The sequence below is a fragment of the Bacillus nitratireducens genome (assembly GCF_036320425.1).
Classification (GTDB): Bacteria; Bacillota; Bacilli; order Bacillales; family Bacillaceae_G; genus Bacillus_A; species Bacillus_A nitratireducens.
The window spans coordinates 822,256-845,196 of the sequence record NZ_JAUMJO010000001.1 but is presented as its reverse complement, the minus strand read 5'-3'; the positions used below and the strand labels follow the sequence as shown (position 1 = coordinate 845,196).

At 34.8% G+C, this 22,941-nt stretch carries 30 protein-coding genes and 2 pseudogenes; 17 read left to right on the top strand and 15 right to left on the bottom strand.

The features are described from left to right. Window positions 1-11 precede the first annotated feature (11 nt). The 3 genes from Q3V31_RS04485 to Q3V31_RS04475 all read left to right on the top strand — a co-directional run bounded on the left by Q3V31_RS04485 (window position 12) and on the right by Q3V31_RS04475 (window position 3,083). Window positions 12-914: an ABC transporter ATP-binding protein gene (locus Q3V31_RS04485; RefSeq protein ID WP_000528805.1), complete on the top strand. Its 903-nt coding sequence runs from the start codon at window positions 12-14 to the stop codon at window positions 912-914. Next, window positions 914-1,690 carry an ABC transporter permease gene (locus tag Q3V31_RS04480; RefSeq protein ID WP_000475418.1) on the top strand — a complete coding sequence of 259 codons (777 nt, stop codon included), beginning with the start codon at window positions 914-916 and terminating at the stop codon, window positions 1,688-1,690. The genes Q3V31_RS04485 and Q3V31_RS04480 overlap by 1 nt, the downstream gene beginning before the upstream one ends. Before the next feature lie 379 nt (window positions 1,691-2,069). Next, the gene (locus Q3V31_RS04475; protein WP_001198828.1) at window positions 2,070-3,083 is read left to right on the top strand and encodes a CPBP family intramembrane glutamic endopeptidase; all 1,014 of its coding nucleotides are present in this window, start codon (window positions 2,070-2,072) and stop codon (window positions 3,081-3,083) included. A gap of 29 nt (window positions 3,084-3,112) precedes the next feature. Here Q3V31_RS04475 and Q3V31_RS04470 read toward each other — a convergent pair whose 3' ends face one another. After that, complete coding sequence (locus Q3V31_RS04470; RefSeq protein WP_000707108.1) at window positions 3,113-3,295, bottom strand: DUF3913 family protein; 183 nt, start codon at window positions 3,293-3,295, stop codon at window positions 3,113-3,115. A gap of 100 nt (window positions 3,296-3,395) precedes the next feature. Further along, window positions 3,396-3,848, bottom strand: coding sequence for an Lrp/AsnC family transcriptional regulator (locus Q3V31_RS04465; RefSeq protein ID WP_001175507.1), 453 nt, complete (start codon window positions 3,846-3,848; stop codon window positions 3,396-3,398). A gap of 63 nt (window positions 3,849-3,911) precedes the next feature. Here Q3V31_RS04465 and Q3V31_RS04460 point away from each other — a divergent pair, with 63 nt between their 5' ends. From Q3V31_RS04460 to Q3V31_RS04450, 3 genes are all read left to right on the top strand, one after another. Then, the gene (locus Q3V31_RS04460; protein WP_052662179.1) at window positions 3,912-4,385 is read left to right on the top strand and encodes a carboxymuconolactone decarboxylase family protein; all 474 of its coding nucleotides are present in this window, start codon (window positions 3,912-3,914) and stop codon (window positions 4,383-4,385) included. 13 nt (window positions 4,386-4,398) lie between these two features. Next, complete coding sequence (locus Q3V31_RS04455) at window positions 4,399-4,953, top strand: cysteine hydrolase family protein (RefSeq protein ID WP_097871658.1); 555 nt, start codon at window positions 4,399-4,401, stop codon at window positions 4,951-4,953. A gap of 87 nt (window positions 4,954-5,040) precedes the next feature. Further along, on the top strand, window positions 5,041-5,439 hold the full coding sequence (locus Q3V31_RS04450) for an SseB family protein (RefSeq protein ID WP_000723762.1): 399 nt from the start codon (window positions 5,041-5,043) through the stop codon (window positions 5,437-5,439). A 27-nt stretch (window positions 5,440-5,466) separates the two neighbouring features. Here the strand turns inward: Q3V31_RS04450 and Q3V31_RS04445 are convergent, their stop codons facing one another. Beyond that, window positions 5,467-6,387 (bottom strand): S66 peptidase family protein, encoded by a 921-nt coding sequence (locus Q3V31_RS04445; RefSeq protein WP_097871660.1) that lies wholly within the window; start codon window positions 6,385-6,387, stop codon window positions 5,467-5,469. A gap of 70 nt (window positions 6,388-6,457) precedes the next feature. Here Q3V31_RS04445 and Q3V31_RS04440 point away from each other — a divergent pair, with 70 nt between their 5' ends. Further along, window positions 6,458-7,594 carry an NAD(P)H-dependent flavin oxidoreductase gene (locus Q3V31_RS04440; RefSeq protein WP_329762574.1) on the top strand — a complete coding sequence of 379 codons (1,137 nt, stop codon included), beginning with the start codon at window positions 6,458-6,460 and terminating at the stop codon, window positions 7,592-7,594. Window positions 7,595-7,611: 17 nt separating this feature from the next. Here Q3V31_RS04440 and dltD read toward each other — a convergent pair whose 3' ends face one another. The 5 genes from dltD to Q3V31_RS04415 form a co-directional block, all read right to left on the bottom strand. Beyond that, complete coding sequence (dltD, locus tag Q3V31_RS04435; RefSeq protein WP_329762573.1) at window positions 7,612-8,787, bottom strand: D-alanyl-lipoteichoic acid biosynthesis protein DltD; 1,176 nt, start codon at window positions 8,785-8,787, stop codon at window positions 7,612-7,614. Continuing rightward, window positions 8,784-9,023 carry a D-alanine--poly(phosphoribitol) ligase subunit DltC gene (gene dltC, locus Q3V31_RS04430; protein WP_000807310.1) on the bottom strand — a complete coding sequence of 80 codons (240 nt, stop codon included), beginning with the start codon at window positions 9,021-9,023 and terminating at the stop codon, window positions 8,784-8,786. Before dltC ends, dltD begins: the two co-directional genes overlap by 4 nt. A 67-nt stretch (window positions 9,024-9,090) precedes the next feature. Beyond that, window positions 9,091-10,257, bottom strand: coding sequence for a D-alanyl-lipoteichoic acid biosynthesis protein DltB (dltB, locus tag Q3V31_RS04425; protein ID WP_000127920.1), 1,167 nt, complete (start codon window positions 10,255-10,257; stop codon window positions 9,091-9,093). Next, complete coding sequence (gene dltA, locus Q3V31_RS04420; RefSeq protein WP_000770509.1) at window positions 10,254-11,768, bottom strand: D-alanine--poly(phosphoribitol) ligase subunit DltA; 1,515 nt, start codon at window positions 11,766-11,768, stop codon at window positions 10,254-10,256. The genes dltB and dltA overlap by 4 nt, the downstream gene beginning before the upstream one ends. 12 nt (window positions 11,769-11,780) lie before the next feature. Next, window positions 11,781-11,927 (bottom strand): teichoic acid D-Ala incorporation-associated protein DltX, encoded by a 147-nt coding sequence (locus tag Q3V31_RS04415; RefSeq protein WP_000440293.1) that lies wholly within the window; start codon window positions 11,925-11,927, stop codon window positions 11,781-11,783. Between the two features lie 329 nt (window positions 11,928-12,256). Between Q3V31_RS04415 and Q3V31_RS04410 the strand changes: the two genes are divergently transcribed. From Q3V31_RS04410 to Q3V31_RS04390, 5 genes are all read left to right on the top strand, one after another. After that, entirely contained in the window at window positions 12,257-13,426 is a 1,170-nt protein-coding gene (locus Q3V31_RS04410) for an amidohydrolase (protein ID WP_000827668.1), read from the top strand. 226 nt (window positions 13,427-13,652) lie between these two features. Continuing rightward, a complete protein-coding gene (locus Q3V31_RS04405) occupies window positions 13,653-13,829 on the top strand; it encodes a hypothetical protein (RefSeq protein ID WP_000929010.1) in 177 nt (58 codons plus the stop codon). Further along, the gene (locus Q3V31_RS04400; RefSeq protein WP_000041145.1) at window positions 13,822-14,268 is read left to right on the top strand and encodes a flavodoxin; all 447 of its coding nucleotides are present in this window, start codon (window positions 13,822-13,824) and stop codon (window positions 14,266-14,268) included. Before Q3V31_RS04405 ends, Q3V31_RS04400 begins: the two co-directional genes overlap by 8 nt. A 24-nt stretch (window positions 14,269-14,292) precedes the next feature. Continuing rightward, window positions 14,293-15,066 carry a hypothetical protein gene (locus Q3V31_RS04395; RefSeq protein ID WP_000544552.1) on the top strand — a complete coding sequence of 258 codons (774 nt, stop codon included), beginning with the start codon at window positions 14,293-14,295 and terminating at the stop codon, window positions 15,064-15,066. Between the two features lie 96 nt (window positions 15,067-15,162). Next, window positions 15,163-15,324: a hypothetical protein gene (locus tag Q3V31_RS04390; protein WP_000651091.1), complete on the top strand. Its 162-nt coding sequence runs from the start codon at window positions 15,163-15,165 to the stop codon at window positions 15,322-15,324. On the opposite strand, the gene Q3V31_RS04385 is transcribed toward Q3V31_RS04390, so the two are convergent. Then, window positions 15,321-16,229: an aminoglycoside phosphotransferase family protein gene (locus Q3V31_RS04385; protein WP_001110362.1), complete on the bottom strand. Its 909-nt coding sequence runs from the start codon at window positions 16,227-16,229 to the stop codon at window positions 15,321-15,323. The two genes, Q3V31_RS04390 and Q3V31_RS04385, sit on opposite strands and share 4 nt — an antisense overlap. A gap of 123 nt (window positions 16,230-16,352) precedes the next feature. Between Q3V31_RS04385 and Q3V31_RS04380 the strand changes: the two are divergent. Then, window positions 16,353-16,833: pseudogene (locus Q3V31_RS04380) on the top strand (biotin transporter BioY). A gap of 25 nt (window positions 16,834-16,858) precedes the next feature. On the opposite strand, the gene Q3V31_RS04375 reads toward Q3V31_RS04380, so the two are convergent. From Q3V31_RS04375 to Q3V31_RS04365, 3 genes are all read right to left on the bottom strand, one after another. Beyond that, window positions 16,859-17,008: a hypothetical protein gene (locus tag Q3V31_RS04375; protein ID WP_000743737.1), complete on the bottom strand. Its 150-nt coding sequence runs from the start codon at window positions 17,006-17,008 to the stop codon at window positions 16,859-16,861. Window positions 17,009-17,026: 18 nt separating this feature from the next. Next, on the bottom strand, window positions 17,027-17,200 hold the full coding sequence (locus Q3V31_RS04370) for a hypothetical protein (RefSeq protein ID WP_000343684.1): 174 nt from the start codon (window positions 17,198-17,200) through the stop codon (window positions 17,027-17,029). Between the two features lie 76 nt (window positions 17,201-17,276). Continuing rightward, on the bottom strand, window positions 17,277-18,635 hold the full coding sequence (locus Q3V31_RS04365; protein ID WP_000665540.1) for an MATE family efflux transporter: 1,359 nt from the start codon (window positions 18,633-18,635) through the stop codon (window positions 17,277-17,279). Window positions 18,636-18,818: 183 nt separating this feature from the next. Here Q3V31_RS04365 and uppP point away from each other — a divergent pair, with 183 nt between their 5' ends. Both uppP and Q3V31_RS04355 read left to right on the top strand, forming a co-directional pair. Continuing rightward, complete coding sequence (gene uppP / locus Q3V31_RS04360) at window positions 18,819-19,610, top strand: bacitracin resistance undecaprenyl-diphosphatase (RefSeq protein WP_000796259.1); 792 nt, start codon at window positions 18,819-18,821, stop codon at window positions 19,608-19,610. 194 nt (window positions 19,611-19,804) lie between these two features. Further along, window positions 19,805-20,269 carry an SRPBCC family protein gene (locus tag Q3V31_RS04355; RefSeq protein ID WP_000006431.1) on the top strand — a complete coding sequence of 155 codons (465 nt, stop codon included), beginning with the start codon at window positions 19,805-19,807 and terminating at the stop codon, window positions 20,267-20,269. Window positions 20,270-20,311: 42 nt separating this feature from the next. Here Q3V31_RS04355 and Q3V31_RS04350 read toward each other — a convergent pair whose 3' ends face one another. Then, window positions 20,312-20,899, bottom strand: coding sequence for a thioredoxin family protein (locus Q3V31_RS04350; RefSeq protein ID WP_141435188.1), 588 nt, complete (start codon window positions 20,897-20,899; stop codon window positions 20,312-20,314). A 33-nt stretch (window positions 20,900-20,932) separates the two neighbouring features. Then, complete coding sequence (locus tag Q3V31_RS04345) at window positions 20,933-21,364, bottom strand: regulatory YrvL family protein (protein WP_097871667.1); 432 nt, start codon at window positions 21,362-21,364, stop codon at window positions 20,933-20,935. Window positions 21,365-21,526: 162 nt separating this feature from the next. On the opposite strand from Q3V31_RS04345, the gene Q3V31_RS04340 reads away from it, so the two are divergent. Then, the gene (locus tag Q3V31_RS04340; RefSeq protein WP_329762566.1) at window positions 21,527-21,946 is read left to right on the top strand and encodes a MarR family winged helix-turn-helix transcriptional regulator; all 420 of its coding nucleotides are present in this window, start codon (window positions 21,527-21,529) and stop codon (window positions 21,944-21,946) included. Between the two features lie 136 nt (window positions 21,947-22,082). Next, complete coding sequence (locus Q3V31_RS04335; RefSeq protein ID WP_000184933.1) at window positions 22,083-22,238, top strand: hypothetical protein; 156 nt, start codon at window positions 22,083-22,085, stop codon at window positions 22,236-22,238. A 22-nt stretch (window positions 22,239-22,260) separates the two neighbouring features. Here the strand turns inward: Q3V31_RS04335 and Q3V31_RS04330 are convergent. Then, a pseudogene (locus tag Q3V31_RS04330) lies at window positions 22,261-22,821 on the bottom strand (dicarboxylate/amino acid:cation symporter); the annotation flags it as partial. Window positions 22,822-22,941: the final 120 nt, after the last annotated feature.

Here is a 22,941-nt window from a genome sequence, read left to right as displayed (position 1 = left end):
AGGAATCAGCATTGGGAAACGTAGTAGTGAAATTAGAAAATGTTCGAAAAAAGATTGGTAAGGCAGAAATCATTCGCGGCCTATCGTTTGAGGTTCGAGAAGGAGAAGTATACGGGTTCCTTGGACCGAACGGTAGTGGTAAGACGACGACAATTCGTATGATGACAGGTCTTATTTCTATGACAGAAGGCGATATTACAATTTGTGGTCATAGCATTCGTACGGAGCGTGAAAAGGCGTTAGAGCAAATTGGAGCAATTGTAGAAAATCCCGAGCTATATGATTATATGACTGGAATGCAAAACTTAAAGCATTTTGCAAACATGGCAATTACACCAATTAGTAAAGAGCGCATTGCTGAAATTGTAAAGCTTGTTGACTTAGAGCATGCGATTCATAAAAAGGTGAAAACATATTCACTTGGTATGAAACAACGTTTAGGAATTGCACAGGCATTACTTCATCAGCCGAAAATCTTAATTTTAGATGAGCCGACAAATGGATTAGATCCAGCTGGTATTCGTCAAATTCGTGATTATTTACAACGTTTAGCGAAAGAAGAGAATATTGCCGTAATCGTATCAAGTCACTTATTAAGTGAAATTGAACTAATGTGTGATCGCGTCGTTATTATTAAGCAGGGTGAGTTTGTACAAGAGTACAACTTACATGAACAAGCGAAACATGATGAGAAAGTAGTTGTAGCGTTTGAAGTAGATCAAGTACAGAAAGCAAATGAAATCATTAAAGGTAAGGCAAAAGGAAATGTAATTGCAGTATCTGTAACGAAAGAAGAAATTCCACAACTTGTAAAGAAACTTGTGAATGACGATGTGCTTGTATACGGAGTTACCGTTCAAAATAAAACATTAGAGGATGAGTTCTTAGCAATTACAGGGGGAGTGAAAGCGTAATGTTTAAATTAATTCAAAATGAATTTTTAAAGTTGCATGCGAAAAAAGGTATGTATATTTTAATTGGTGCCATTGCAGTATTGGAGATTTTGGGAGTTTTAGCGATGCTGAAGTGGGGAGACGGAAGTGAATTTAAAGGATCATATTTAGATTTTGCAAGTTCAGAGATTGGTTTAATTACTTTATTTGCAACAATTTTTGGAATTACGATTGCTTCACGTATGATTACTGATGAGTTCCAAAAAGGTACAATTAAGCAGTTATTAATCCGTCCAAGAAAAAGAATTACCGTTTTATTCTCTAAATATATTACAGTGTTACTTACTATAGTATTTATCATATTTGCTAGCACGTTAATTGCAATGATTATTGGCGGAATTGTAAAGGATGGTAGTAAAACAGAATTAACGTTAGGAATCGTAATGAAATCTACTTTATATCAAGTACTTTCACCGTTCTTCTTTGCGACGCTTGCATTTTTCTTAGCAAACGTATTTAGAAAGTCTGTATTACCATTGATTATTACGATGTTCCTCTTCTTTTTACAAGGACCAATTAATATGGTACTGATGATGTTTGCAAAAGGTGTAGCAAAATTTGTAGTGTTTTTCCATTTGAATTTAAGTGTTTACGATAGCAATAAATTAGTAAGTGGCGGAGCAGAACCACCATTTACAGAATTTACGTTTACAACCTCATTATTACTTGTAGTTGCATACTTTGCTGTATTACTTGTAGCATCAAGTGTATTATTCCAAAAACGTGACGTATTATAATAAAAGAAATCCCCGCTTGTAAAAACGGGGATTTTTATTACATAACGTTCTCCTAGATTTCAACTGGAAGAACAGTAATACGGTATTTTAAATAAAATGTACTATATATTTTAAGAGATATGTTGTTTGAAAACATTTGAGAAAAATAGGAAGATTTTCAACTATATTCATATTATAATTTAGTTATCCGACCATTTATCCCGCTATTTGTGGGCAGTAAGATCCTCACCTCAAAATTCAGCGAAAGAAAAGAAGTTAGGTGGGGGATCAACTGCCCGTAAAAGCCCGATTGGTGAGGGCTGATAATCAGTGGGAGATGAAGAACACCCCTACTGATTAAAGTTTCACTTTATTTTTACTATCTTTGGAGGTGTTTAATATGCAATATGCATTTTCACGTATAAGGTTACGTAGTTTTTTTGGATGGATGATTATAGGGATGTTCCTAACGATGATTCCATTAAGTTTATCTGGTGTTTCTGACAATACGATAGAGTTCATGTCACAAATATCAATATTTTTCGTATTTCCACTATTGTGGCTATATTTAAAAACAAGTAAAAATAATGTTGTTTTTAAAAGTTTTTTTGATAAACCGGGACGTTTACATTGGGGGTTAATTGTATTAGCAACGATAATGGGAATGATTTTTTCAGTCGGTATATCCCAAATTCAATTTTATATTTTAGCACATACTGTACCTAATTTCTTAGTTACTATGTTAGAAGATGGAAATGTAATTAATACGAGTAACATATATATGACTATATTTACTTTCATTTCAGCATGTGTATTAGCCCCAATAATGGAAGAGGTTATTTTTAGAGGGTTTTTCTTACAACGAATGGCATACAAATGGGGGATTAAACGAGCGGTTATTATATCCTCTCTTATTTTTGGACTAGGACATTTTGATGTTATCGGTGCTTTCATGTTCGGTGTTATTATGTGCCTTCTATACATAAAGACAAGAAGTATATGGACGAATATTGCTGTGCATGCTTTAAATAATTTGATTGCAACGAGTATGCAATTGGCAAGTGGAGATGGAAGTGACACAATCTCAATTGCGGAATTGCAGGCACAAAGTAATTTATGGATTGGCATTGGACTTGTGATTGTTGGATTACTTTGGTTAATCCCTTACATTTGGAAACAATGGCGTACGGTAAAAGAAGTAGGTGTGCCACCGCTTCGTTTCATAAATGAAGAAAAAGTGGAGAATACATCAGAAGAAAATGAAATATATAGCCAAGTGATAGTAACAGATAGATTGATGGCTGTAGAACTGCCTGATGAAGCTGTAAATAAGCTTCGGTTAGAAGAAAATGATTATGTAACAGTTTCTGTAGAAGAAGATAAAATTGTTATAAAGAAAGCGTATAATAGATAATTAAAAAGTAGCTCCTAAAGAGCTACTTTTTAATTTGTAATAATCTCTACACGAAAATTATTACCGTTCTTTACATATTTAATATCTGTAACGATCCGAACTGTTTTTAGAAGTTCAACTTTTTCACCAATTCGAGGGATGGTCGGAACATTGTCCCAAATACCAAGCAAGTCATCTAATTGTGCCGTTTTTTCATAAAACCAGATTTTCAATGTAAAGCCCCTTTCTCGAACTTTATGTATTTTAATACATAATATATTATTTTTATTCTTATTGTAAGGGGTTTTTCAATATTTTATGAATAAAAATAAATTAATCTTCTGGGAATATATGTTCAATATCCGGAGTAAGAGCTACTTCTGATAATACGATATGAGAAACTGTCGTTGCATATGAAGAAACATCATTAATAAATTCTTCAAGTTCTACGAGTGAAGGAACAGAAATTTTTACAATATAGCATAAGCTTCCTGTTACTCGGTAACAAAAACTTGCAGATGGATAAGACTGAATAAACTGTTGCATACGTGTTGTATCACCATTTTTTAAAGTGATTTCTAAAATACAGTCTAAAACAAGTCCTGCTTTCTTATAATCGATATCGATTGTGTATTTTTGAATAACGCCTTCACTTTCGAGTTTACGAACACGTTCTGTGGTAGACGGAGCGGATAAGTTTACTCGCTTTGCTAATTCGCGCATGGAAAGACGACTATCATTATATAATTCATTTAAAATTTTTCGATCAACACGGTCTAGTTGCATTTGTAAATAAACCTCCAGTAAAATGATATTTTTTGTAAAGGAAAAATATAAATTAAGATTCATATGAAATGTAAAGTGAACTTTATTTATTTTACAATAAAACAGAAGGAAATAGGAGGGGAAATGATGGAGAGGATTTCATTATCAAATGTAGGAGATACAAAGTTTCAAAAGTTATTAGGTCATAATCCGGATATATTACATTCTTGGAGTGCGTTAGAGGATACAATGTACAATAAAGGAACTCTTTCAGCAGAGTTGAAGGAGCAAGTGAGACGAACATTAGCGTATGGGAATGAATGTCCGTACTGTATGGCAAAGGGAAGACCTGATGATATGCAAAAGGTAGAAGAAATGAGTGTAGCAGTTACTTTTGCGCATACATTTGTTCATGACCGAAAGGCGATAGATGATAATATGTTTCATGTCTTAAAACAATATTGGACGGAAAAAGAAATTGTAGAGCTTTGCGCGTATATTTGTTTTATTACTGCGTCGCAGCAACTTGGTTTTCTGTTTCAATTACAGCCCAATTAAATAGGAGGATAGTATGCTTAATCAAGTAGCACTTATAATCATTGATGTACAAGAAGCATTCAACTCGCCGTACTGGGGCACGGGGAATAATTTTTTTGCGGAAGAAAATATGAAAAGTTTGTTAGAGGAATGGAGAAAAAGGAAACTGCCAGTTTTTCATATTCAACATGTAAATAAAGAAAATGTCCAGTCGATATTTTATCAATATGTGGAAACGGTAAACTTTAAAGAAGAAGTGCAACCAATGCCAGATGAAATAATAATCCGGAAATCCGTTAATAGCGCGTTCAGTGGGACAAATTTAGAAGAACAATTAAGAGAGCAAAAATGTAATACTGTAGTGATTGTAGGATTAACAACAAATCATTGTGTGGAGACTACAACACGGATGGCAGGTAATTTAGGATTTACAACGTATGTAGTGAGCGATGCGACGGCTACATTCAATCGTAAAGGTCTGGACGGGATAGAGTATAGTGCAGAGGACATTCACAATATGGCACTTGTAAACTTACATGATGAATTTGCTAAAATTGTTACGACTGAAGAGGCTTTGAAATTATTTTAAGAAAATAATTGTGGAATTATGTAGAAAAAAATAAGAATATTTCGTATAATCTAAGTATAATCATTTTGAAAATAGGGGTGTCATCATATGAAGAAAATTCCAGTGAAAAAAATAGAAGAGGTACTCGTTTTAGCAGGGGATGATAAACAAAAGCAAAAGGAATTTTATGAATTGCTCTTAACAACTGATTTTTATGTTGCTGGTTCATTAGAAGCAGAGGACGGAGCAACAGAAGGCACACTTCGTTTACGTCATTTCCAAGGAGAGGATAGATGGATCGTTCCATTCTTTACGCAATTGGAATTTGTAAAAGATGTGTTGCCAGAAGGGACACCCCTTATTACGATACGTGGAAAAGAATTATTTGGTAGCATCGAGAAAGATGCGACAGCTGTATTAAATGTTGGAACAGATATGAGTAAAACATTTATTCCAGAAGAAATCGCAGATATCTCATCTGGACGAATCTTTAATTATTATAAGTAAAAGGAAAAGCTTAGTAGCTTTTCCTTTTTAATTTGAACATGGAGTGGCTATACCAGTAGAAATAGAAACAGTTTTGTTATTTGTATTTATTGTTGCTGTAGCTCCGAGGGGAATACCGATATTTGGGCTTATATGTCCAATTGGTAAACCGAATAGCACAGGTATATTATATGGTGTGAAATACTCATATAATATTGTTTGCAATGATTGGGATGGTTTAGAAGAGGTGCAGTCGTGACAACTTGTAAAAATAACGCCACTGCATTCATTAAACTGTCCAGATAAAAGTAGTTGATTTAACATCCGGTCAATGCGGTATGGTTCTTCACCAATATCTTCAAGCAATAAAAGTTTATTTGCCGTATTTATCTCATAGGGCGAGCCAATTATACTTGTTAATACAGTTAAATTCCCTCCAACTAATGTGCCTGTAACTGTACATGGAGAGTTAGGTACGATACATTCTGATGCATATAAGATAGATGAATACGGATGGAAAAGTTGATTGAAAGAAGATAAAGAGAGAGAATCTATACCTTTGCCTAATTCTTCAATCATTGGACCATGAAAAGTAACCAGCTCCGCATAACGTAAAAAGGCGGTATGCAAAGCCGTAATATCGCTATATCCCCAAAAAATCTTTGGATTCTGTTGAATAATTTCATATTGAATGTAAGGGAGAAGGCGAGCGCTTCCGTAACCACCCCGTGCACAAAAGACGGCTTTGACCTCAGTATTTGTAAATGCTTCATGTATATCATCAAGACGAACTTGATCACTTCCAGCTAAATATCCATATTTTCCATAAACACTCTTTCCAATTATTACGGATAATCCCATCTCTTTTAATACGTTCACGCCCTTTAAAACATTTTCGGGTGTTGGTGGGCCTGATGGAGCGATAACCATTACAGTGTCACCTTGTTTTAATGCATTTGGATAAATCATTGTATTCCCTCCTTCTCTTTCAATATATTCGCGTAGCGATGGTTCAATCCTTGTAAAAGAAGGGGAAAGTATGTCATATAAAGAAGGTATAAGGAAAGTAGGAGGGAAAATGATGTTTACAAGCCGAGTTACAGAAATATTACAAGTGAAAAATCCTATCATACAAGCGGGGATGGCAGGTGCCATTACAAAGCCAGATCTCGTTGCCGCTGTAAGTAATGGCGGAGGATTAGGTACGCTTGGAGCTGGCTATATGAGCCCAGAACAAATTCGTGAAGCTATTTATAAGATAAGGGAGTTAACAGATAAACCATTTGGTGTTAATTTACTTGTAACAAAAGAGGTAAAGATAGAAGAAGAAAAGGTAAAAGAGGCGAACGTATTACTGGAAGCGGTGAATAGAGAACTAGGTATAGAGGGAGAGCAGGTACTAAAGCTGCCGAAAAGCTATAAAGCGCAATTACAAGTATTATTAGAGGAAAAAGTACCGGTCGTTAGTTTTGCATTTCAAACATTAGAAAAAGAAGAAATAGATGAATTAAAAAAAAGAGGGATAAAAGTTATCGGAACAGCTACCCATGTAGCAGAAGCGAAAGTACTTGCCGCGTTAGGGGTTGATATTATCGTCGGGCAAGGTAGCGAGGCAGGAGGGCATAGAGGGACGTTTATTGGGAAAGAGCGTGAAGCTATGATTGGTACGTTCGCGCTAATTCCGCAAATAGTAGCAGCGGTACCTCATATCCCGATTGTTGCAGCAGGTGGTGTAATGAATGGGCAAGGGCTTGTTGCGGCATTTGCGTTAGGGGCAGAAGCTGTTCAAATGGGATCAGCCTTTTTAACGAGTGAAGAAAGTATTACACATGATGCATATAAAGAGGCCGTATTACAAAGTACAGATACGAGTACAACTGTAACCCGTGCGTTTTCCGGGAAATATGCACGGGGTATTCGTAATGAATTTATAGAGAGACATGAAGAAAAAGAAGAAGAGCTCCCGATGTATCCAGTACAAAATGTATTAACTTCTAAAATACGCCAAGAAGCAGCGAAGCAAAATAAGGAAGAGTACATGTCGCTTTGGGCGGGACAAGCATCATCATTAGCACGAATAGAGCCAGCTCAGCACGTAGTGAAACGTGTCATGAATGAAGCGGAGAACGTAATTGAACAATTACAAAATGTATATAGAAAAAGACCACTTGAATAATTCAAGCGGTCTTTTCATTAGTTTGCTTTATAAAATTGTTGGATGGCCTCGTCGATGTAAACCCAGCCCTTCCAACCTAAGTGCATATGATCTTTTAAGAAGTACTTATCATATTCATGATTTGAGAAGTCAGCAATTGGGTAGCCAGATTTCTTAATTTGTTCATGAACTTTATTGTAGTATAATTCGCGTTTTTCTTTCGGGAAGCCAGCGTAATCATACCAAGGACCTTTTACAGGAACAGAAATGAAGAGTGGTTTTGCACCAGATTGTTTTAATAAATCAAGTACAATTTGTAAATCTTCATACTCTGGTGATTGGTCATAAGCATCATTTTTTAAGTAACCTTCACGTTGCTTTAATTTCTTCTTAATTTTGCTATTGAAGTAATCATCTTCGATACCATATTCGTTCGATCCAGATTCTACTGCGCCCGTTTGATCTGCATGTTTACGAGCCTCTTCCCAGTTCATTTGTTTTAATGAAGGGTCAAGTTTTTCTTTATGCGGTTTAATATCAAACATTGCTGTAAATAAATCTTTACGATCTAAAATGTTACGATAAATATAAGCGAAAGGTTTAGCAGCAAGTGCTTTTACTTTATGCTTTGTATCATCATAAACGATACCTTCAAGCGAAACTTTAAGTAAAGTTTCTTTCTTAACGATCTCAAAGTTTAGTAAACGTTTTGCAATTTGTTTTTTCATCTCAGGCTTTAAGTCATCATTGAAAAGCAAGTGATAGCCTTGTTGTTTTGAAAAGTTAGGTGCAAAGTGTGTTTCATCAATACCTTGTGGCACAAACCATTGCGGAGAAAGAACGAATACCATTTTCTTGTCTTTCAATTGATCCATTGTAGATGCAAAGTTTAATACGTGTACAAGGTCTTGTGTTCCGCCGCGTCCAAGAAGGAATGGTGTGAACCCTTCAGGCTTTACTTTGAAATAATTTGATGGATGGAAAGCATCCATACGTGCGAATTCCGATGAACCGTACATCGGAAGATATTTCGGATCTGCTAACATCTTTTGCTGTAAAATCATACTTTGAATCTTTTCTTCTTTTAAAGAAGTCGCAGCTTGTTCTACTTTCTCATCACTTAAAAGTGGAAGTAGGAAGCGCGTCGGAATAAGTAAGAATACAGCAAAAAGGGCCAATGCTAAAAGCATCGGACCAAATTTTGCTTTGTTCATCGGATTTCTTCCAACTTCTTAATAACCATATTTGGTGTAGCCCACTCATCACGGTCAAAATCAGAAATAGACACTTCAATATCTAAACGCTCTTGGAATTCAACTAATAAAGATACTACAGCGAAAGAATCAAGAATACCTTCTTCGAATAATTGAACATCTAAGTTTTCTTTCACAATATCGTTTTCACATACTTCTTCTAAAATATCTAATACTTGCTCTTTGAATTCTGCCATTTTTAAAATCTCCTTTATATCCGAATATATTATATGTGCAACTTCTTAATGGAATAAGAAGGGTGCATTAAAAGTATCTGTTAAGGTGTCCAGAGAAGATTAGGAAACCGAAACATACAACGTGGAACGTAATTACAATTGCAAGGACATGCGTAAATTTATTATTTGGCCAAAACTTATGCTTCTTGTTTTTTCGTTCGAAAATATCGAACAAGATAAACAAGGCAGCGTGATAAAGACCATAAATAATGTATTGATACACATGCTCACCAGTAATATGCCATATTCCCATGATGAAAAAGTTTAAAAATGCACCGATATACGAAATTGTGTAACGGTTTTTAATTAGCTTTTTCTTCGTTGCAAAAAAGACGAAACGCATGTAAATAAAGTCACGGAACCAGAATGATAAACTCATGTGCCAACGGTTCCAGAAGTCTTTAATATTACGACTAATAAATGGTTTATTAAAGTTTTCTGGAGTTTTAATTCCCATCATATAACTTACACCAATTACAAATGAGCTATAACCAGCAAAGTCAAAGAATAAATATAAGCTATAGCTATACATGTAAATCATATTTGATAGGATTGTATCTTGTTGAGCGAATGCCGGATCCATAAAATATTGCTTTATTAAGTAAGCAATAATAAATTTATACAAGAAACCTTGGAAAATACGGTTTAGCCCTGTATATAGTAAGTTTTGATATTCTTCTGCACTAGGTGGCTTTTGAATATCTTTTTGGAATCTGCGGTAACGATCGATAGGTCCTGTTGAGATAGCCGGGAAGAATAAAACGAATTCCCAAAAATTAAAGAAGGAAAGCTCTTTAATTAAATTATCACGAACTTCAAATACCATTTGTACTGCTCTAAATGTTACATAGGACATTCCTAAAAATACGACAAACTTTAGCTCAGGTACAAACGGTGCGACTTTTGCCAAAATAAGCGGTAAAATCGATAAAATAACAGCTATATAAAACCTAGATGTACTATTATTTTGTTTTCTTAATAATAAATAGCCTTTAATAAGGGCATATTGCCAAATAATAAATGCGGCTAACATTATTGCTTGCTTTGGTTTATCAGAGAAGATAATAACAAGCATTAATAATGTTAAAAAGGCATTATATTTACGCAACATTTTACCTTTTAATCCAGCTATGATAGTAGGTATTAATAAAATGCCCACTATAGCGAAAAAATAAAATGATCCATACGCGGTCATGCTGTAACCTCACTCAATAATTTTTTGCGATCTACCTTTCCATTTGGTGTCATTGGAATAGAAGATTGATACATGAATTTACGTGGAATCATGTAGTTTGGTAAACGCTCATTGAGTTCTTTTTTGATTGCAGATGTTAATTTGAATTCTTTTTCAAATGAATGCTCACCAGGAACAACAACCGCTAATAAATAATCGTATTTTTCACCTTTTTTAATTGGAACAATAACTGCTCCTTCTACGTAAGAACACGCACGAAGATGATGCTCGATTTCTTCTAATTCCATTCGATAACCATGAAGCTTAATTTGGAAATCAAGACGACCATTATAGAATAGAAGACCATTTTCAACATAGCCAGCATCGCCTGTTTTATAGGCGCGCTCACCGTCAATAATAGTAAATGCTTTTTCTGTTAATTCAGGGCTTCCTAAATATCCAACGCTTACGCTTGGACCGACAATTACGATTTCACCTTTTTCACCATCAGGTGCAATCGTGCCATCTTCTTTCATAATAAGAAGGCGACAGTCTGATTTACAGTAGCCAACTGGAAGTGATTTGTATTGATCAAGCACTTCTTCTGTAACGTGAATACCTGTTACAGCGACAGTAGCTTCTGTTGGACCATACGTATTCATAATTGTAGCTTTCGGGAAACGCTCAATTAATTTTCTAGCCACTTCATTCGGTAATACTTCACCGCAGAATAAGAATGTTTTCATGTTTGGTAGCATACTCTCAGAGAAAGATGCTTCCATTAAACACATTTCTGCGAAAGATGGTGTCGAAGTCCATACTTGTATATCCGATTGCTCTAAAGAAGCAAACAAGTCTTTTGGACGTGCAATCATATCTTTATCGATTGCCCAAAGTGTACCACCTGTTACTAATGATGGGTAAATATCCATTACAGATAAATCGAATGAGAAAGGTGCTTGGTTTAAGAATACTTGCCCTGTTTGTAAGTTGAAATCTTCTACAGCCCATTTTGTAAAGCTAACAAGGCAGTTATAAGTAATCTGAACCCCTTTCGGATTACCTGTACTTCCTGATGTGTAAATAATGTAGAAGTTCTCATCACCTTTTACCGCATGTTCAGGATTTGGAATGTTCCCTTTATGAGTAAAGAAAATATCTTTTAAGTTGTCTTCACTTACGATGCGAACTGGTAAATCAGTTACAGTTACTGCTGTTCCTGATAAAAGTAATTTCGCACCAGAATTTTCAGCGATACGTTGTACACGATCAGCTGGGATAGATAAATCTACAGGAATGTAAGCATGTCCAGCTTTTACACATCCTAAAAAGTTAATAATCATTTCAGGTTGCATATGTCCATACACCATGATTGGTGAACGATCATCTGGATACTCAGAAGAAATCCAATGTGCTAACGCATCAGAATCTTCCTTTAATTGTTTGTACGTAATTTTCGCATCTCGCCAAACAAAAGCGGTTTGATCAGGCGTTTCTGCAGCCCACTTTTCAATTTGTTCTAATAACTTCATAACGTTCCCACCCTAGAATTCATTGTAAATAAATGTACTTGTGTTTGTATCATGGAATCCATACAACCAAAGTAATGCAAATAAAATTGCAAGGTAATAAACCGTCTTTGCAACCCATTGTGTGAGTGGTCGAGACCATATCTCTTTTAATCTTTCCATGTCTTTCCCTCTCTTAATGAAATAATAGCTCTTTGTAGGTATCATGTCCTACATTATTGTGAAAAAAACAAAATTCCACATTTTAGGTAAAAATAAGACAAAAGGCTCTTTTCTGATATTAGCACTAAATACTAAAAAAGAAAATCCCTAACTTAGCAATTATATTACATTCAGCATGAATTTGTAACGAGTTTGACATGTAAATAGGAAGTGGATTGTGTGAATGTATAAAAGTGGTCTGGGAGAATGTATAGAAATGTAATATTTGTTTGAGTTTCTTCATAGTTAATGCATGAATTGTTAAAGTTTCATAAGAGGAGGAATTTCTGATGAAGAGGATGTGGAAGGATCTTATTTCAGAAGAAAACATTATTAAATGGAGACAGCATTTTCATAAATATCCGGAATTATCATTTCATGAAAAAGAAACTTCACAATTTATATATGAAACATTATGCTCATTTTCTTCTTTAGAAGTAACGAGACCGACGGAATATAGTGTACTAGCAATTAAAAGAGGGACGGGACAAGGGAAGGTAGTTGCGATTCGAGCTGATATAGATGCTTTACCAATTCAAGAGGAGACAAGAAAATCTTATACGTCTGTGAATAAAGGAATGATGCATGCATGTGGACATGATGCTCATGCAGCTATTTTGTTAAGTACAGCAGAGGTGCTATCAAATATAAAGGAAGATTTTGTAGGTGAGATTCGTCTCTTCTTTCAGCATGCAGAAGAGGTGTATCCCGGCGGGGGACAAGAAATGGTTGAGGCAGGTGTGATGGATGGTGTTGATTATGTAATAGGTTTACATGTTATGTCAGGACTCGAGAGCGGGAAAATCGGAATTGCGTATGGGCCGATGATGGCGGCACCAGACGTATTTACAGTTGAAATTCAAGGGAAAGGAGGGCATGCGGCGAGGCCAGAAGAAACGATAGATCCTATTGCTATCGGAGCGCAGATTATTACAAATTTACAACATATCGTATCAAGAAATACAAGTGCTTTCATGCAAAGAGTTGTTTCAGTTACGCAGTTTCATGGGGGAATGGCTGATAATATTATTCCTAATGCAGCAACTTTAATGGGAACTGTGCGTTCTTTTAATCAAGCGTTAAGAATAGAAGCAGAAGAGAAAATTGAGCAAATCGTGAAAGGAATTACAAAGGCACATGGAGGAAAGTATACATATACGTATCGATACGGATATGATCCGGTTATTAATGATGAATATATTACGAAAGTAGTAGAAGAAAGTGCACTATATTTGTTTGGGAATGAGCGTGTTGTGAAGCTTGAACCTTCTATGGGAGGAGAAGATTTTTCAGCATATTTAAGAAAGGCACCGGGTTGCTTCATTAAATTGGGGACGGGGAATGAAAAGGTAGATACTTGTTATCCGCATCATCATCCGAAATTTGATGTAGATGAATCAGCTTTAATTTATGGAGTGGAATTATTTTTAGAGACAGCGATAAGACTACTAAAATCATAGAAAAGTATAAAAAAAGGCAACTGCGCTCTATCGCAGTTGCTTTTATTTCTTTCCGTCAGAGAGGGCTGAGAAAGAACTATGCTCATTTATAGTATATGAATAGCTAACGGACAAGCTTGTACATTTTCATCATTTTTTTAAAAATAGTTATTGACATTGATAATCACTGTCAATTAATCTAAGGGTAGTTGAAATTGATAATTATTATCAATAGGATGGATGAGACATGTTAATGAGAAAAAAATTTCACCTTCTGCGGAGGGGATTAAAAGATAAAAATAAAGATGTTGATCAGCATATGGAATGGCAACGAAATGTAATTCGTTCTGAATATGTAGATGAGAAGAGTCCGCTTCCAACAGAAAAAGAGATACAAGGTAAAAGGAGAGATTCAGTTGAGTAAGTTAGTAATGATTTTTGCAAGTATGAGTGGAAATACAGAGGAAATGGCTGATCATATTGCGGGTGCAATTCGTGAAACAGAAAATGAAATTGAAGTTATCGATATTATGGATTCACCAGAAGCTTCTATACTAGAACAGTATGATGGAATTATTTTAGGTGCTTATACTTGGGGAGATGGTGACCTTCCTGATGATTTCTTAGATTTTTATGACGCAATGGATTCTATTGATTTAAATGGGAAAAAAGCCGCAGTATTCGGGTCATGTGATTCGGCTTATCCGAAATACGGCGTGGCGGTTGACATTTTAATAGAAAAGCTACAAGAGCGCGGAGCTGCAGTTGTGTTAGAAGGACTAAAAGTAGAATTAACGCCAGAAGATGAAGATGTAGAAAAATGTTTACAGTTTGGAGCTGAATTTGTAAAACACCTTTCTTAATGGCAGAAGGGAGATGAAGAGCAAGTGCATGAGAAAATCGCAATCAAAACGATGACAGATTATCATTTGTATGATTTTATGCGTTGTCCGCATAAATTTTATTTCCGTCATATAAAAAGAAGAGAACCTTCTTCATTTGAATGGCAACAAATCGCACAAATGATTGTGAATCGAATTATTAATGAATATTACACACTACCTGCGGGCCAACAAACGAAAATCGTACTTTTAATATTAATAGAAAAGTATTGGAAAAAGGTAAGGATTAATATGTTTGCTTCAAAGACGGAGTATTATATTGTGTTAGCGAAGTTAACGGATCACTTATTACAGTTTGTTGAAAGAGATGATAGTCAGACACCGCCGTTATTTTTATATGAAAAATTTCAAACATATATGGAAGAGTTAGGTGTCCACATGTCATTGACATTAGAAGTTGGTGAGTGGAGTACTGAGTCGTTTGTAATTAAAAAGTATGTTGTCGATGCGGATGAGGAAATGCTTGCTCTTTGTCAAAAGTTAATGACAGTATTCAGCTATAAAGCTTTCGGCATTCTTCCAGGAAAAATTGAAGTTATTAATTTAATAGAAGGAACTAAGTATGAGTACATTCCAAAACAGGAAGATATTATAACTGGAATGGCTGATTTATCTAGAATGAAAGAAATGTTGCAGCAACCTGAGCACTATACAGAGCGTCATTTTCGTTCTGAGTGTATGAGTTGTGCGTTTCGTAGTGAATGCCAAAGGGAAGAAGTAAAGAAAGAAGCGAAGCAGAAGAAAAATATCGTACATTAAAGGATGCAAATTTGCATCCTTGTTTGTTATTGACATGAAAAGCTTTTCATCATTTACCGTATATTTGTAGCAGATTAATAAAGGGAGGAATAATCAATGAAAGATGAAACGAAAGTATTTCAATGGTTAAAAGAACAGAATGCTCCTTTTGGGATTCAACTGCAAATTTTACAAGCGTTTCAATTGTATAAAGTCATTGTTGAAATGGATAAAAAGTTAATGATGTATGAGGAGAAAGAATATAGGGAGAGAATTTAATCTCGGCCCTGTAATATCGCTTTCAGTTGTTTTACACTCGCATTTAATTCTATTTCGTTATTTGTCTCAATGTTATAAATAAGGTTATGTAGTAAAGGGCTGTATTGATAAAAACTAGTGACGCGGTGAATGAGTAATGGATCAGGATGAGAACTAAGTGTACTGTATTGTTCGTATACAGATGTAGTAAATTCACGTCCGAAATCATAATATAGTCCAGCAAAATCAAAAGCAGGATCGCCAATTTGAGCATCACCGAAATCGATAACTCCTGAAATGGTTTTGTTTCGGCTGTCAAATAAGATGTGATGATGTGTAAAGTCAGCGTGAATGATTGTATTTTGAAAGGTAGATTTAGCTATATCGGCAAAGAAGTTTTCGAATAAACAATTTAACGCTGATTTCTGTAATGAAGTAAAACTGTTAGTAAGATATTGATTTAATTTTGTTTGTAGCTCTTTCCAGTAGGTAAGTGTTTTTTCGATAGGGAATCCCAGCGTTTCAACACGTTTTAAAGGAATACTATGTAAAGTCGCAAGGAAAGTGGCTAACTGTGTAATAATTACTTCAAGTTCTTTTTTCTCTAACTTGGCAACTATTTCAGTTTTTAACGGTTTACCATGAATGAGAGGATAATAGCTACAAAATGGAACAGTATCACAATCATTCTTATACAATAGGTGATACTTAGGAATTTCGATTCTTTGTAATGAATGAGAAATAATGGTGCATAGTTCTTTTTCTAACGGAATTCGGTTTGCATATTCAAGTCTTCGCGGGAAACGAAAGAGTAGATCGTCATTTATAATAACCGCTATATTATCCCAGCCTTCTTCATTTTGCTTATATGAATGTATAGAAAGGTCAGGCAGGGCTTGTTTTATATATTGCTTGTAATAATTCATAGTCACTCCTCATTTCTAATTGAAAGTTAAATTATTCCACTTTATAATATCAGAATCTTCTTTCTTTTTCGTGATCTATAATTATAATTTGAAGGAAGGTTGGTGTGTATTACGAAGAAAAGAATGTTAATCATTTCTATATGTATCGCTTTTGGTTTGTTTTGGTCATATAAGAGACAGTTTTTGCTACTTTTAAACCGATAGATCAGTACGAGTTAAATCAGGAAATAAAGAACAAGGGTATAGAAATTTTAACTGATAAAGAAGTGAAAATGATAGGAGAACACTTTGTGACAGCGCAACTATCAGTGTTTGAGTTTGATAATAAAGAAGATGTGAAGATAAAAAGCGAAGAGCTATTTATAAATAGAGGGCATGAACAATTAATGAAAAATTATTATCCAAATCGTTTTCGGAATTTAGAGTATAAATTCCGAAAACGAGGAGATACGTGAAATGACGAATGAGAGTTTTTCCTATCATGCTGTAGCGCACGTTGTTGGTACTAAAAATGGTAAGAGAAGTGAAATGAAATTATGATATGAAAATTGTAAAGGTTAATAATATATTTATGGTGTTGGAGCAAAAGCAGTATGTACGATAAAAAACCCTCTAGTAGAAGAGGGACTTTAAAGATTTTCATTTTGTTGCCCAAGTTCTTTTTGAGCAATGTATAAGTTTCCTTGCTCAACTTGTTTAAGTGTATGAACAGAATCCCCGGCATATCCTTTTTCTGTTTTAACAGTTCTTTTTGAACGATTAGAATCTTGTTTCTTCATATAATAGACCGCCTTCCATTAAAAATAAACGAAAATGATGAGTACGAGTAATACGGCTGCGAAAATGGTAATGCCCATTAAAAAAGAAGTGTTTTTATATTTAGGTGGCTTATGTACATCTTGCCGATATCCAGGTGAAATTTCAGGGGCGAATTCTTCATCGAATGATTGTTTCTTTTGTTTTTCGTCCATATGTATCCACCTTTCTTTTTCATTATGTTACACGTTACAAGAAAAAATATGCACGAAGAAAACAGCCGCTATATCATTAGCGGCTGTTTTGCGTAGTATATTTTCTCTGAACTTGAAAGAGACGGATAAGCAGGAAGATTGCTCCAAATGCTAGACCGATAATAAGGCCGATCCAATACCCTTTTGCGGCCCAATCAGTATAAGTTGCTAATATGTAGCCAAGAGGTAGACCGATTACCCAATAGGCGATCAATGTCATAATTAAGGCAACATTTACATCTTTATAACCACGAAGTGCTCCTTGTACTGGAGTTGCAATCGCATCTGAAATTTGAAATAAAATCGCGAAGATAAGAAATTCTTTTGCTAAATGGTGGACATTTGCATTTGTCGTATAAATAGAAGCAATTTCATCATCAAAGAAATAAAGAAGGATTGAATATAAAAGAGCGAAAGCAAGAGCTAATCCAATTCCGATAAATCCATATTGTTTTGCATTATTGTATCGTTTTGCTCCAACTTCAAATCCAACGGCTATCGTCATTGCCATTGCTAAACTTAAAGGAGTCATATATAACAAGGAAGCAAAGTTCATAGCTGCTTGATGTGCTGCTATTGTTGTCGTACTAAAATTACTCATCATAAGTGTTACTGCAGCGAAAATACTCGTCTCAAAAAAGATAGCAAATCCGATAGGGACGCCAAGCTTCAGGAATTCCTTCCAGCTCGTAAAGGAAGGGCGGTATAACTGTTTAAAGATATTGAAAGAAGCGAAAGGCTCTTTCGTACGAATAATAATGACTGTAATAATTAAAATACACCAATATGTTGCTGCAGAAGCGATTGCCGCACCAACACCACCGAGTTTTGGAAAACCAAAGTGACCAAAAATTAATAAGTAATTTAATACTACGTTAATTGGTAATGATAGTAATGTGATAATCATCGTTGTTCGAGTTTTTCCTAATGCATCAATAAATCCACGTAAGACGGTGTAAGTAAATAAAGGGATAATTCCAATCGCGATAATACTTAAAAATTGTGCTGCAATACGTTCCACAGGTTCTTCTAATTGCATGCCATTTAAAATAGGTGAAACAGCGAAGAATCCGATAAGGATAACAACGAAACTAGCACAAATTGCTAAATATACTGCTTGTATGACAATGTGGGGAACGTCCTCCTTTTTCTTTGATCCAACGAGCTGTGCAACAATAGGAGTAGTAGCCATTAAAATTCCGGTTAAGCCGGTACTAACGGGAAGCCATATACTTGTTCCGATAGCAACCCCCGCTAAATCAATAGGACTTGCATGTCCTGACATTGTCGTATCAAAAAAGCTCATCGCAAATAATGACATTTGCGTTACAAAAATTGGGAAAAAGAGTAATAAAAATTGCTTTAACTTTTGTGAGAATGAAGTAGTTTCTTTCATAAAATCCCCTTTCAACGTAAAAAACAAACTCTTATTATCATACAATTTAATCAAAAAATAGAAAAGAAATAAGCGTATACAACAGATGAAATCAATAAAAAAAGGATGCACTTTGAAAAGGGATAAGGTATTATGATAAGGTGTGAAAAAAATTACATATTCGTTATTAAGGAGGCACTACTTGTGGCTGATTGGTTAATTGGATTAATCATGGGTGCTGTTGAAGGTTTAACAGAGTTTTTACCAGTATCATCAACAGGACATATGATTTTAACAGGACACTTAATTGGATTTGAAGACGATAGAGCGAAAGTTTTCGAAGTTGTTATTCAGTTGGGATCGATTTTAGCAGTTGTTGTTATATTTTGGAAGCGTTTATGGTCATTGGTTGGAATAGGGAAAGTAACGGATGGACCATCGTTAAATTTATTACATATTATTATCGGGATGATCCCTGCCGGAATTCTGGGTGTATTATTCCATAGTACAATTAAAGAAGTTTTATTCGGTCCAGGACCGGTTGTTATTAGCTTAGTAGCTGGTGGTATTTTAATGATTGTTGCTGAGAAGTTTTCAAAACCAAGTACAGCAAGAACGTTAGATGAAATCACATATAAGCAAGCATTTACAATTGGAATGTTCCAATGTTTAGCACTTTGGCCAGGATTTTCTCGTTCTGGATCGACAATAAGTGGTGGTTTGTTAGCTCGCGTTTCGCATACAGCGGCAGCTGAATATACGTTCATTTTAGCGGTGCCAATGATGGTAGCTGCAAGTGGCTTAGATTTAATTAAAAGCTGGGATATATTAAGCTCGGCTGATATAACGTTATTTGCAACTGGATTTATTACAGCATTTGTTGTTGCGTTGCTTGCAATCGTTTCATTCTTAAAATTATTAGCGCGTGTAAAACTAACACCGTTCGCTTATTACCGTTTCGTTTTAGCTGCGGTATTCTATTTCTTCATTATGTAAGAATAAATTGTCAGCAATCCCCTATAGAATAGACATTTGAAAAAAAGTCTATTCTATAGGGGGTTTTTTTATAGCGAGAGAAAAATGAAACTTTTACCTTCAATTACTTGTATTTCACCATGTGAAATATGGCATAATGATTTCGTTATAATAATTTTAAGAAAAGCGATAGGGTATTTGAGAGGGGCAATTTAGTGAGTTTTGCAATAGAAATAGTAATTCCAGCACCAATTGATGTTGTATTTGATTATGTACACAATGACGAGAAAATACTAGAATGGAGTACCTTTATGGTAGAAAATAGGTATCCTTCAAATATAGATGTTGAAAACCCTCGTGAAGGTGACAAATATATATCTGTGCAAAAGATGGGGAAGAAAATATATGAATTTGAGGCGGAAATTTTAGAGTATGATGAACCGTATATCGTTTCAGTTGGATGTGAGATGAAGCAAGGTTATACAGCTGCAACTTATATGTTAGAAGAGGATGAAGAAGGTACATCGCTTACTTTAATCGTAGAATTTGAACCGAAGAATTTTTTATATAAGATTATGTACAAGTTGACTGGATGGATGACACGTGGAATATACATGGGTGAAATGGAACGTTTAGCAGAGTGCGTAGATGCTGTATATTCTCAGAAAAAAGGATTATAATTTTGTTTAATAAAAAAAACATGCCGAATTCGGCATGTTTTTTTATTTTACTACTTTTTCAATCATGCTTTCCATAACATGCTCCCAAAGAGAAGTATCATCAGCTAATGTAGCACGGAAATTAGCGTACATTTCTTTTTGTTTTTCCTCGAATGTTGGATCTTCTTTTTCAGGCAGTGTAGCGCGCATTGAAGTTACTAATTCTTGTACTTTTGGAGCGCGTGGTCCCCAAACGGCTTGTTCATTTCCATCTTTATCAATGAAAATAAAGATTGGAATTGCACGTGCTGTTCCATTTGTTAAATATTGATCCATTAATTCTAAGTTTTCATCGCGAATTAATAATGACATATCAATATTTGCAACTTCAGAAATTCGTTTCATAACAGGTACGCATAAAAGGGCGTCACCACACCAATCAGCTGTTAATACGATAACACGCCAGCCATCATTTTGGTGTTCTTCTAATACAGGAAGTAATTCATTTGGAATTAAAAAGTTATTGTAAATGTGCAGTAGCTCGTATTGATTTACTTTCATTTCATTCACATATGTATCAAAGGACATACCTTTATCAGCCCATTGTTGTAAGTTCATAAGTAACACCTCTTTAGTATGATTTGCTTTTATTGTACCAATTTTTATATAGAAAAGCTTGTATTCTTACTCTTTCTTATCACTAAATAATTTATTTAGTGTGTAAAGGAATAGTGCGAAACAAAATTCAGCTATGTTGGACATTTGTACACTCTCTATCCAGTCATCGGCAGTATGTATGACAAACCAATCTAACGTAATTTCAATTATAGCGAGAAGAGCAAGTGAGAGCCAATTGGGCATACTTGTCATCATTGGATGTAGGAGAACTTTAAAGAAAATGAATATAAAATATGTAATACCATCTAATAAAAGAATAAGTAAAAAAAAGAGTAGTAGAGCTGTTCTTGATGAATATTCTATACCTGTAATTTGAAAGATTCCTACATATACAAAGAATATAAATGCAAAGAATATAATGAGAATAAGAATAACAACACTAATAATAATAGTCTTATCTTTTAGATTGAGATTAGAAAATTTGTCTTCTTCACTCATTATCTCAACTCCTTTTTCTGGAAAATCAATTTCATTGTACCATGAAATATCTATTAAAAAACTACGAATTATGGGAAAATAAGGTGACAAAAAGTAAGATTTCATGTAAAATTATTAATAAGGTTTTTATTTAACTAAATGAAATAAAAGGGGCTGTCAAAGTTGTCTCAAAATAGAGAGCAATTAATGGAAGAACTATCGACAAATGTTTTTGCTATGTTCCGCGCGTTGCGTAATGATATTGGAAAAATATTTGGTGGTTACATACCGTGGAATGAGTTCATCGTCCTTAGAATATTAAATCGTGCGAATAAAGAAATGGTATCACGTGTAGCTAATGAGTTAAATGTGTCGAATAGTCATATTACAGCTGTTACAGAAAAATTAATTAATAAAGGTTTTGTAACTCGTTCACGCTCTACGTCAGATCGCCGAGTTGTATATTTGGAGATTACAGAACAAGGGAAAGATTTAGTTGCGAAAATGGAAGGGGAGAAAAAGAAATATTTACAAGAAAGATTCTCCGCACTTTCAGAAGAAGAAATGAATATAATGATATCTATTTCTAAAAAACTTATTTAAATAATTAAAAGTAAGAAAACGCTTACGTAATGACAAAGAAGGCCTTCCTTATATAGGGAAGGTCTTCTTTCGTATGTAAAAGATTATAAAAAAGAAAATATGTACCATACTACTAGTAAAGGAAGGAGGCAGAAATATGACGAATCGTAATGGTAGTAAAGGTAGCGGAAATCAAGGTTCACCGAAATCAGGGCAATTCCAGCAGGAGTTTAGTACTGAATTTGAAACAGGTAATGATAACAAAGGAAAAGAATATCGTTCGAAAAAAGGAAGCAAATCAAAAAAGGAGTGAAATAATTCACTCCTTTTTTGATTTAAGATGCTGCCGATTGATCCGTATTATATTTTTCTTCTGATTTTGCGACAATCATTGCGCAAATTGCATCACCGGAAATATTTACAGCTGTTCTAGACATATCTAGGATGCGATCAATACCGATAATTAAAGCAATACCTTCTACTGGTAGGTTTACTTGATTTAAAACCATCGTAAGCATTACAAGTCCAACACCTGGTACACCAGCAGTGCCGATACTAGCTAGTATGGCAGTTAATACGACCATGGCTAATTGTGCTAATGTAAGTTCAACTCCGTACACTTGAGCGATAAATACAGTTGCCACACCTTGCATAATGGCAGTGCCATCCATATTAATCGTTGCACCTAGTGGTTGTACAAAAGAGCTTATCGCTTTTGGAACTCCAAGTTTTTCTTGTGCGGTTTTCATAGCAAATGGAAGAGATGCATTAGAGCTAGATGTACTAAATCTAAATCCAATTGCCATTACCGGTCCGAAATGTTTAAAGAAACGAATAATACTTTCTTTTGCCAATACCCTTAATAAGCCGCCGTATACGAAGACACCGTGAATAATGTTGTTTTTATAAAATTGTGAAACAGGTATTTCTGCTGAGAAATAGGGATAAGAAAATAAAAAAATAAGACCATCATATAAAAGATGGTCAAAGGGAGGGGACAATTTATGTCAATTTAA

Excerpts from the sequence above, each read along its gene's own strand:
- Q3V31_RS04345 (WP_097871667.1), bottom strand. The coding sequence starts at position 21,364 with ATGAGTGAAGAAGACAAATTTTCTAATCTCAATCTAAAAGATAAGACT.
- Q3V31_RS04455 (WP_097871658.1), top strand. The coding sequence starts at position 4,399 with ATGCTTAATCAAGTAGCACTTATAATCATTGATGTACAAGAAGCATTC.
- dltB (WP_000127920.1), bottom strand. The coding sequence starts at position 10,257 with ATGACCGCGTATGGATCATTTTATTTTTTCGCTATAGTGGGCATTTTA.
- Q3V31_RS04460 (WP_052662179.1), top strand. The coding sequence starts at position 3,912 with ATGAAATGTAAAGTGAACTTTATTTATTTTACAATAAAACAGAAGGAA.
- Q3V31_RS04475 (WP_001198828.1), top strand. The coding sequence starts at position 2,070 with ATGCAATATGCATTTTCACGTATAAGGTTACGTAGTTTTTTTGGATGG.
- dltD (WP_329762573.1), bottom strand. The coding sequence starts at position 8,787 with ATGAACAAAGCAAAATTTGGTCCGATGCTTTTAGCATTGGCCCTTTTT.
- Q3V31_RS04390 (WP_000651091.1), top strand. The coding sequence starts at position 15,163 with ATGAAAGATGAAACGAAAGTATTTCAATGGTTAAAAGAACAGAATGCT.
- Q3V31_RS04445 (WP_097871660.1), bottom strand. The coding sequence starts at position 6,387 with ATGATTTATCCAAATGCATTAAAACAAGGTGACACTGTAATGGTTATC.
- Q3V31_RS04480 (WP_000475418.1), top strand. The coding sequence starts at position 914 with ATGTTTAAATTAATTCAAAATGAATTTTTAAAGTTGCATGCGAAAAAA.
- Q3V31_RS04335 (WP_000184933.1), top strand. The coding sequence starts at position 22,083 with ATGACGAATCGTAATGGTAGTAAAGGTAGCGGAAATCAAGGTTCACCG.
- Q3V31_RS04405 (WP_000929010.1), top strand. The coding sequence starts at position 13,653 with ATGTTAATGAGAAAAAAATTTCACCTTCTGCGGAGGGGATTAAAAGAT.
- Q3V31_RS04410 (WP_000827668.1), top strand. The coding sequence starts at position 12,257 with ATGAAGAGGATGTGGAAGGATCTTATTTCAGAAGAAAACATTATTAAA.
- dltC (WP_000807310.1), bottom strand. The coding sequence starts at position 9,023 with ATGGCAGAATTCAAAGAGCAAGTATTAGATATTTTAGAAGAAGTATGT.
- Q3V31_RS04385 (WP_001110362.1), bottom strand. The coding sequence starts at position 16,229 with ATGAATTATTACAAGCAATATATAAAACAAGCCCTGCCTGACCTTTCT.
- Q3V31_RS04365 (WP_000665540.1), bottom strand. The coding sequence starts at position 18,635 with ATGAAAGAAACTACTTCATTCTCACAAAAGTTAAAGCAATTTTTATTA.
- Q3V31_RS04415 (WP_000440293.1), bottom strand. The coding sequence starts at position 11,927 with ATGGAAAGATTAAAAGAGATATGGTCTCGACCACTCACACAATGGGTT.
- Q3V31_RS04450 (WP_000723762.1), top strand. The coding sequence starts at position 5,041 with ATGAAGAAAATTCCAGTGAAAAAAATAGAAGAGGTACTCGTTTTAGCA.
- Q3V31_RS04465 (WP_001175507.1), bottom strand. The coding sequence starts at position 3,848 with ATGCAACTAGACCGTGTTGATCGAAAAATTTTAAATGAATTATATAAT.
- dltA (WP_000770509.1), bottom strand. The coding sequence starts at position 11,768 with ATGAAGTTATTAGAACAAATTGAAAAGTGGGCTGCAGAAACGCCTGAT.
- Q3V31_RS04375 (WP_000743737.1), bottom strand. The coding sequence starts at position 17,008 with ATGAAGAAACAAGATTCTAATCGTTCAAAAAGAACTGTTAAAACAGAA.
- Q3V31_RS04370 (WP_000343684.1), bottom strand. The coding sequence starts at position 17,200 with ATGGACGAAAAACAAAAGAAACAATCATTCGATGAAGAATTCGCCCCT.
- Q3V31_RS04440 (WP_329762574.1), top strand. The coding sequence starts at position 6,458 with ATGTCATATAAAGAAGGTATAAGGAAAGTAGGAGGGAAAATGATGTTT.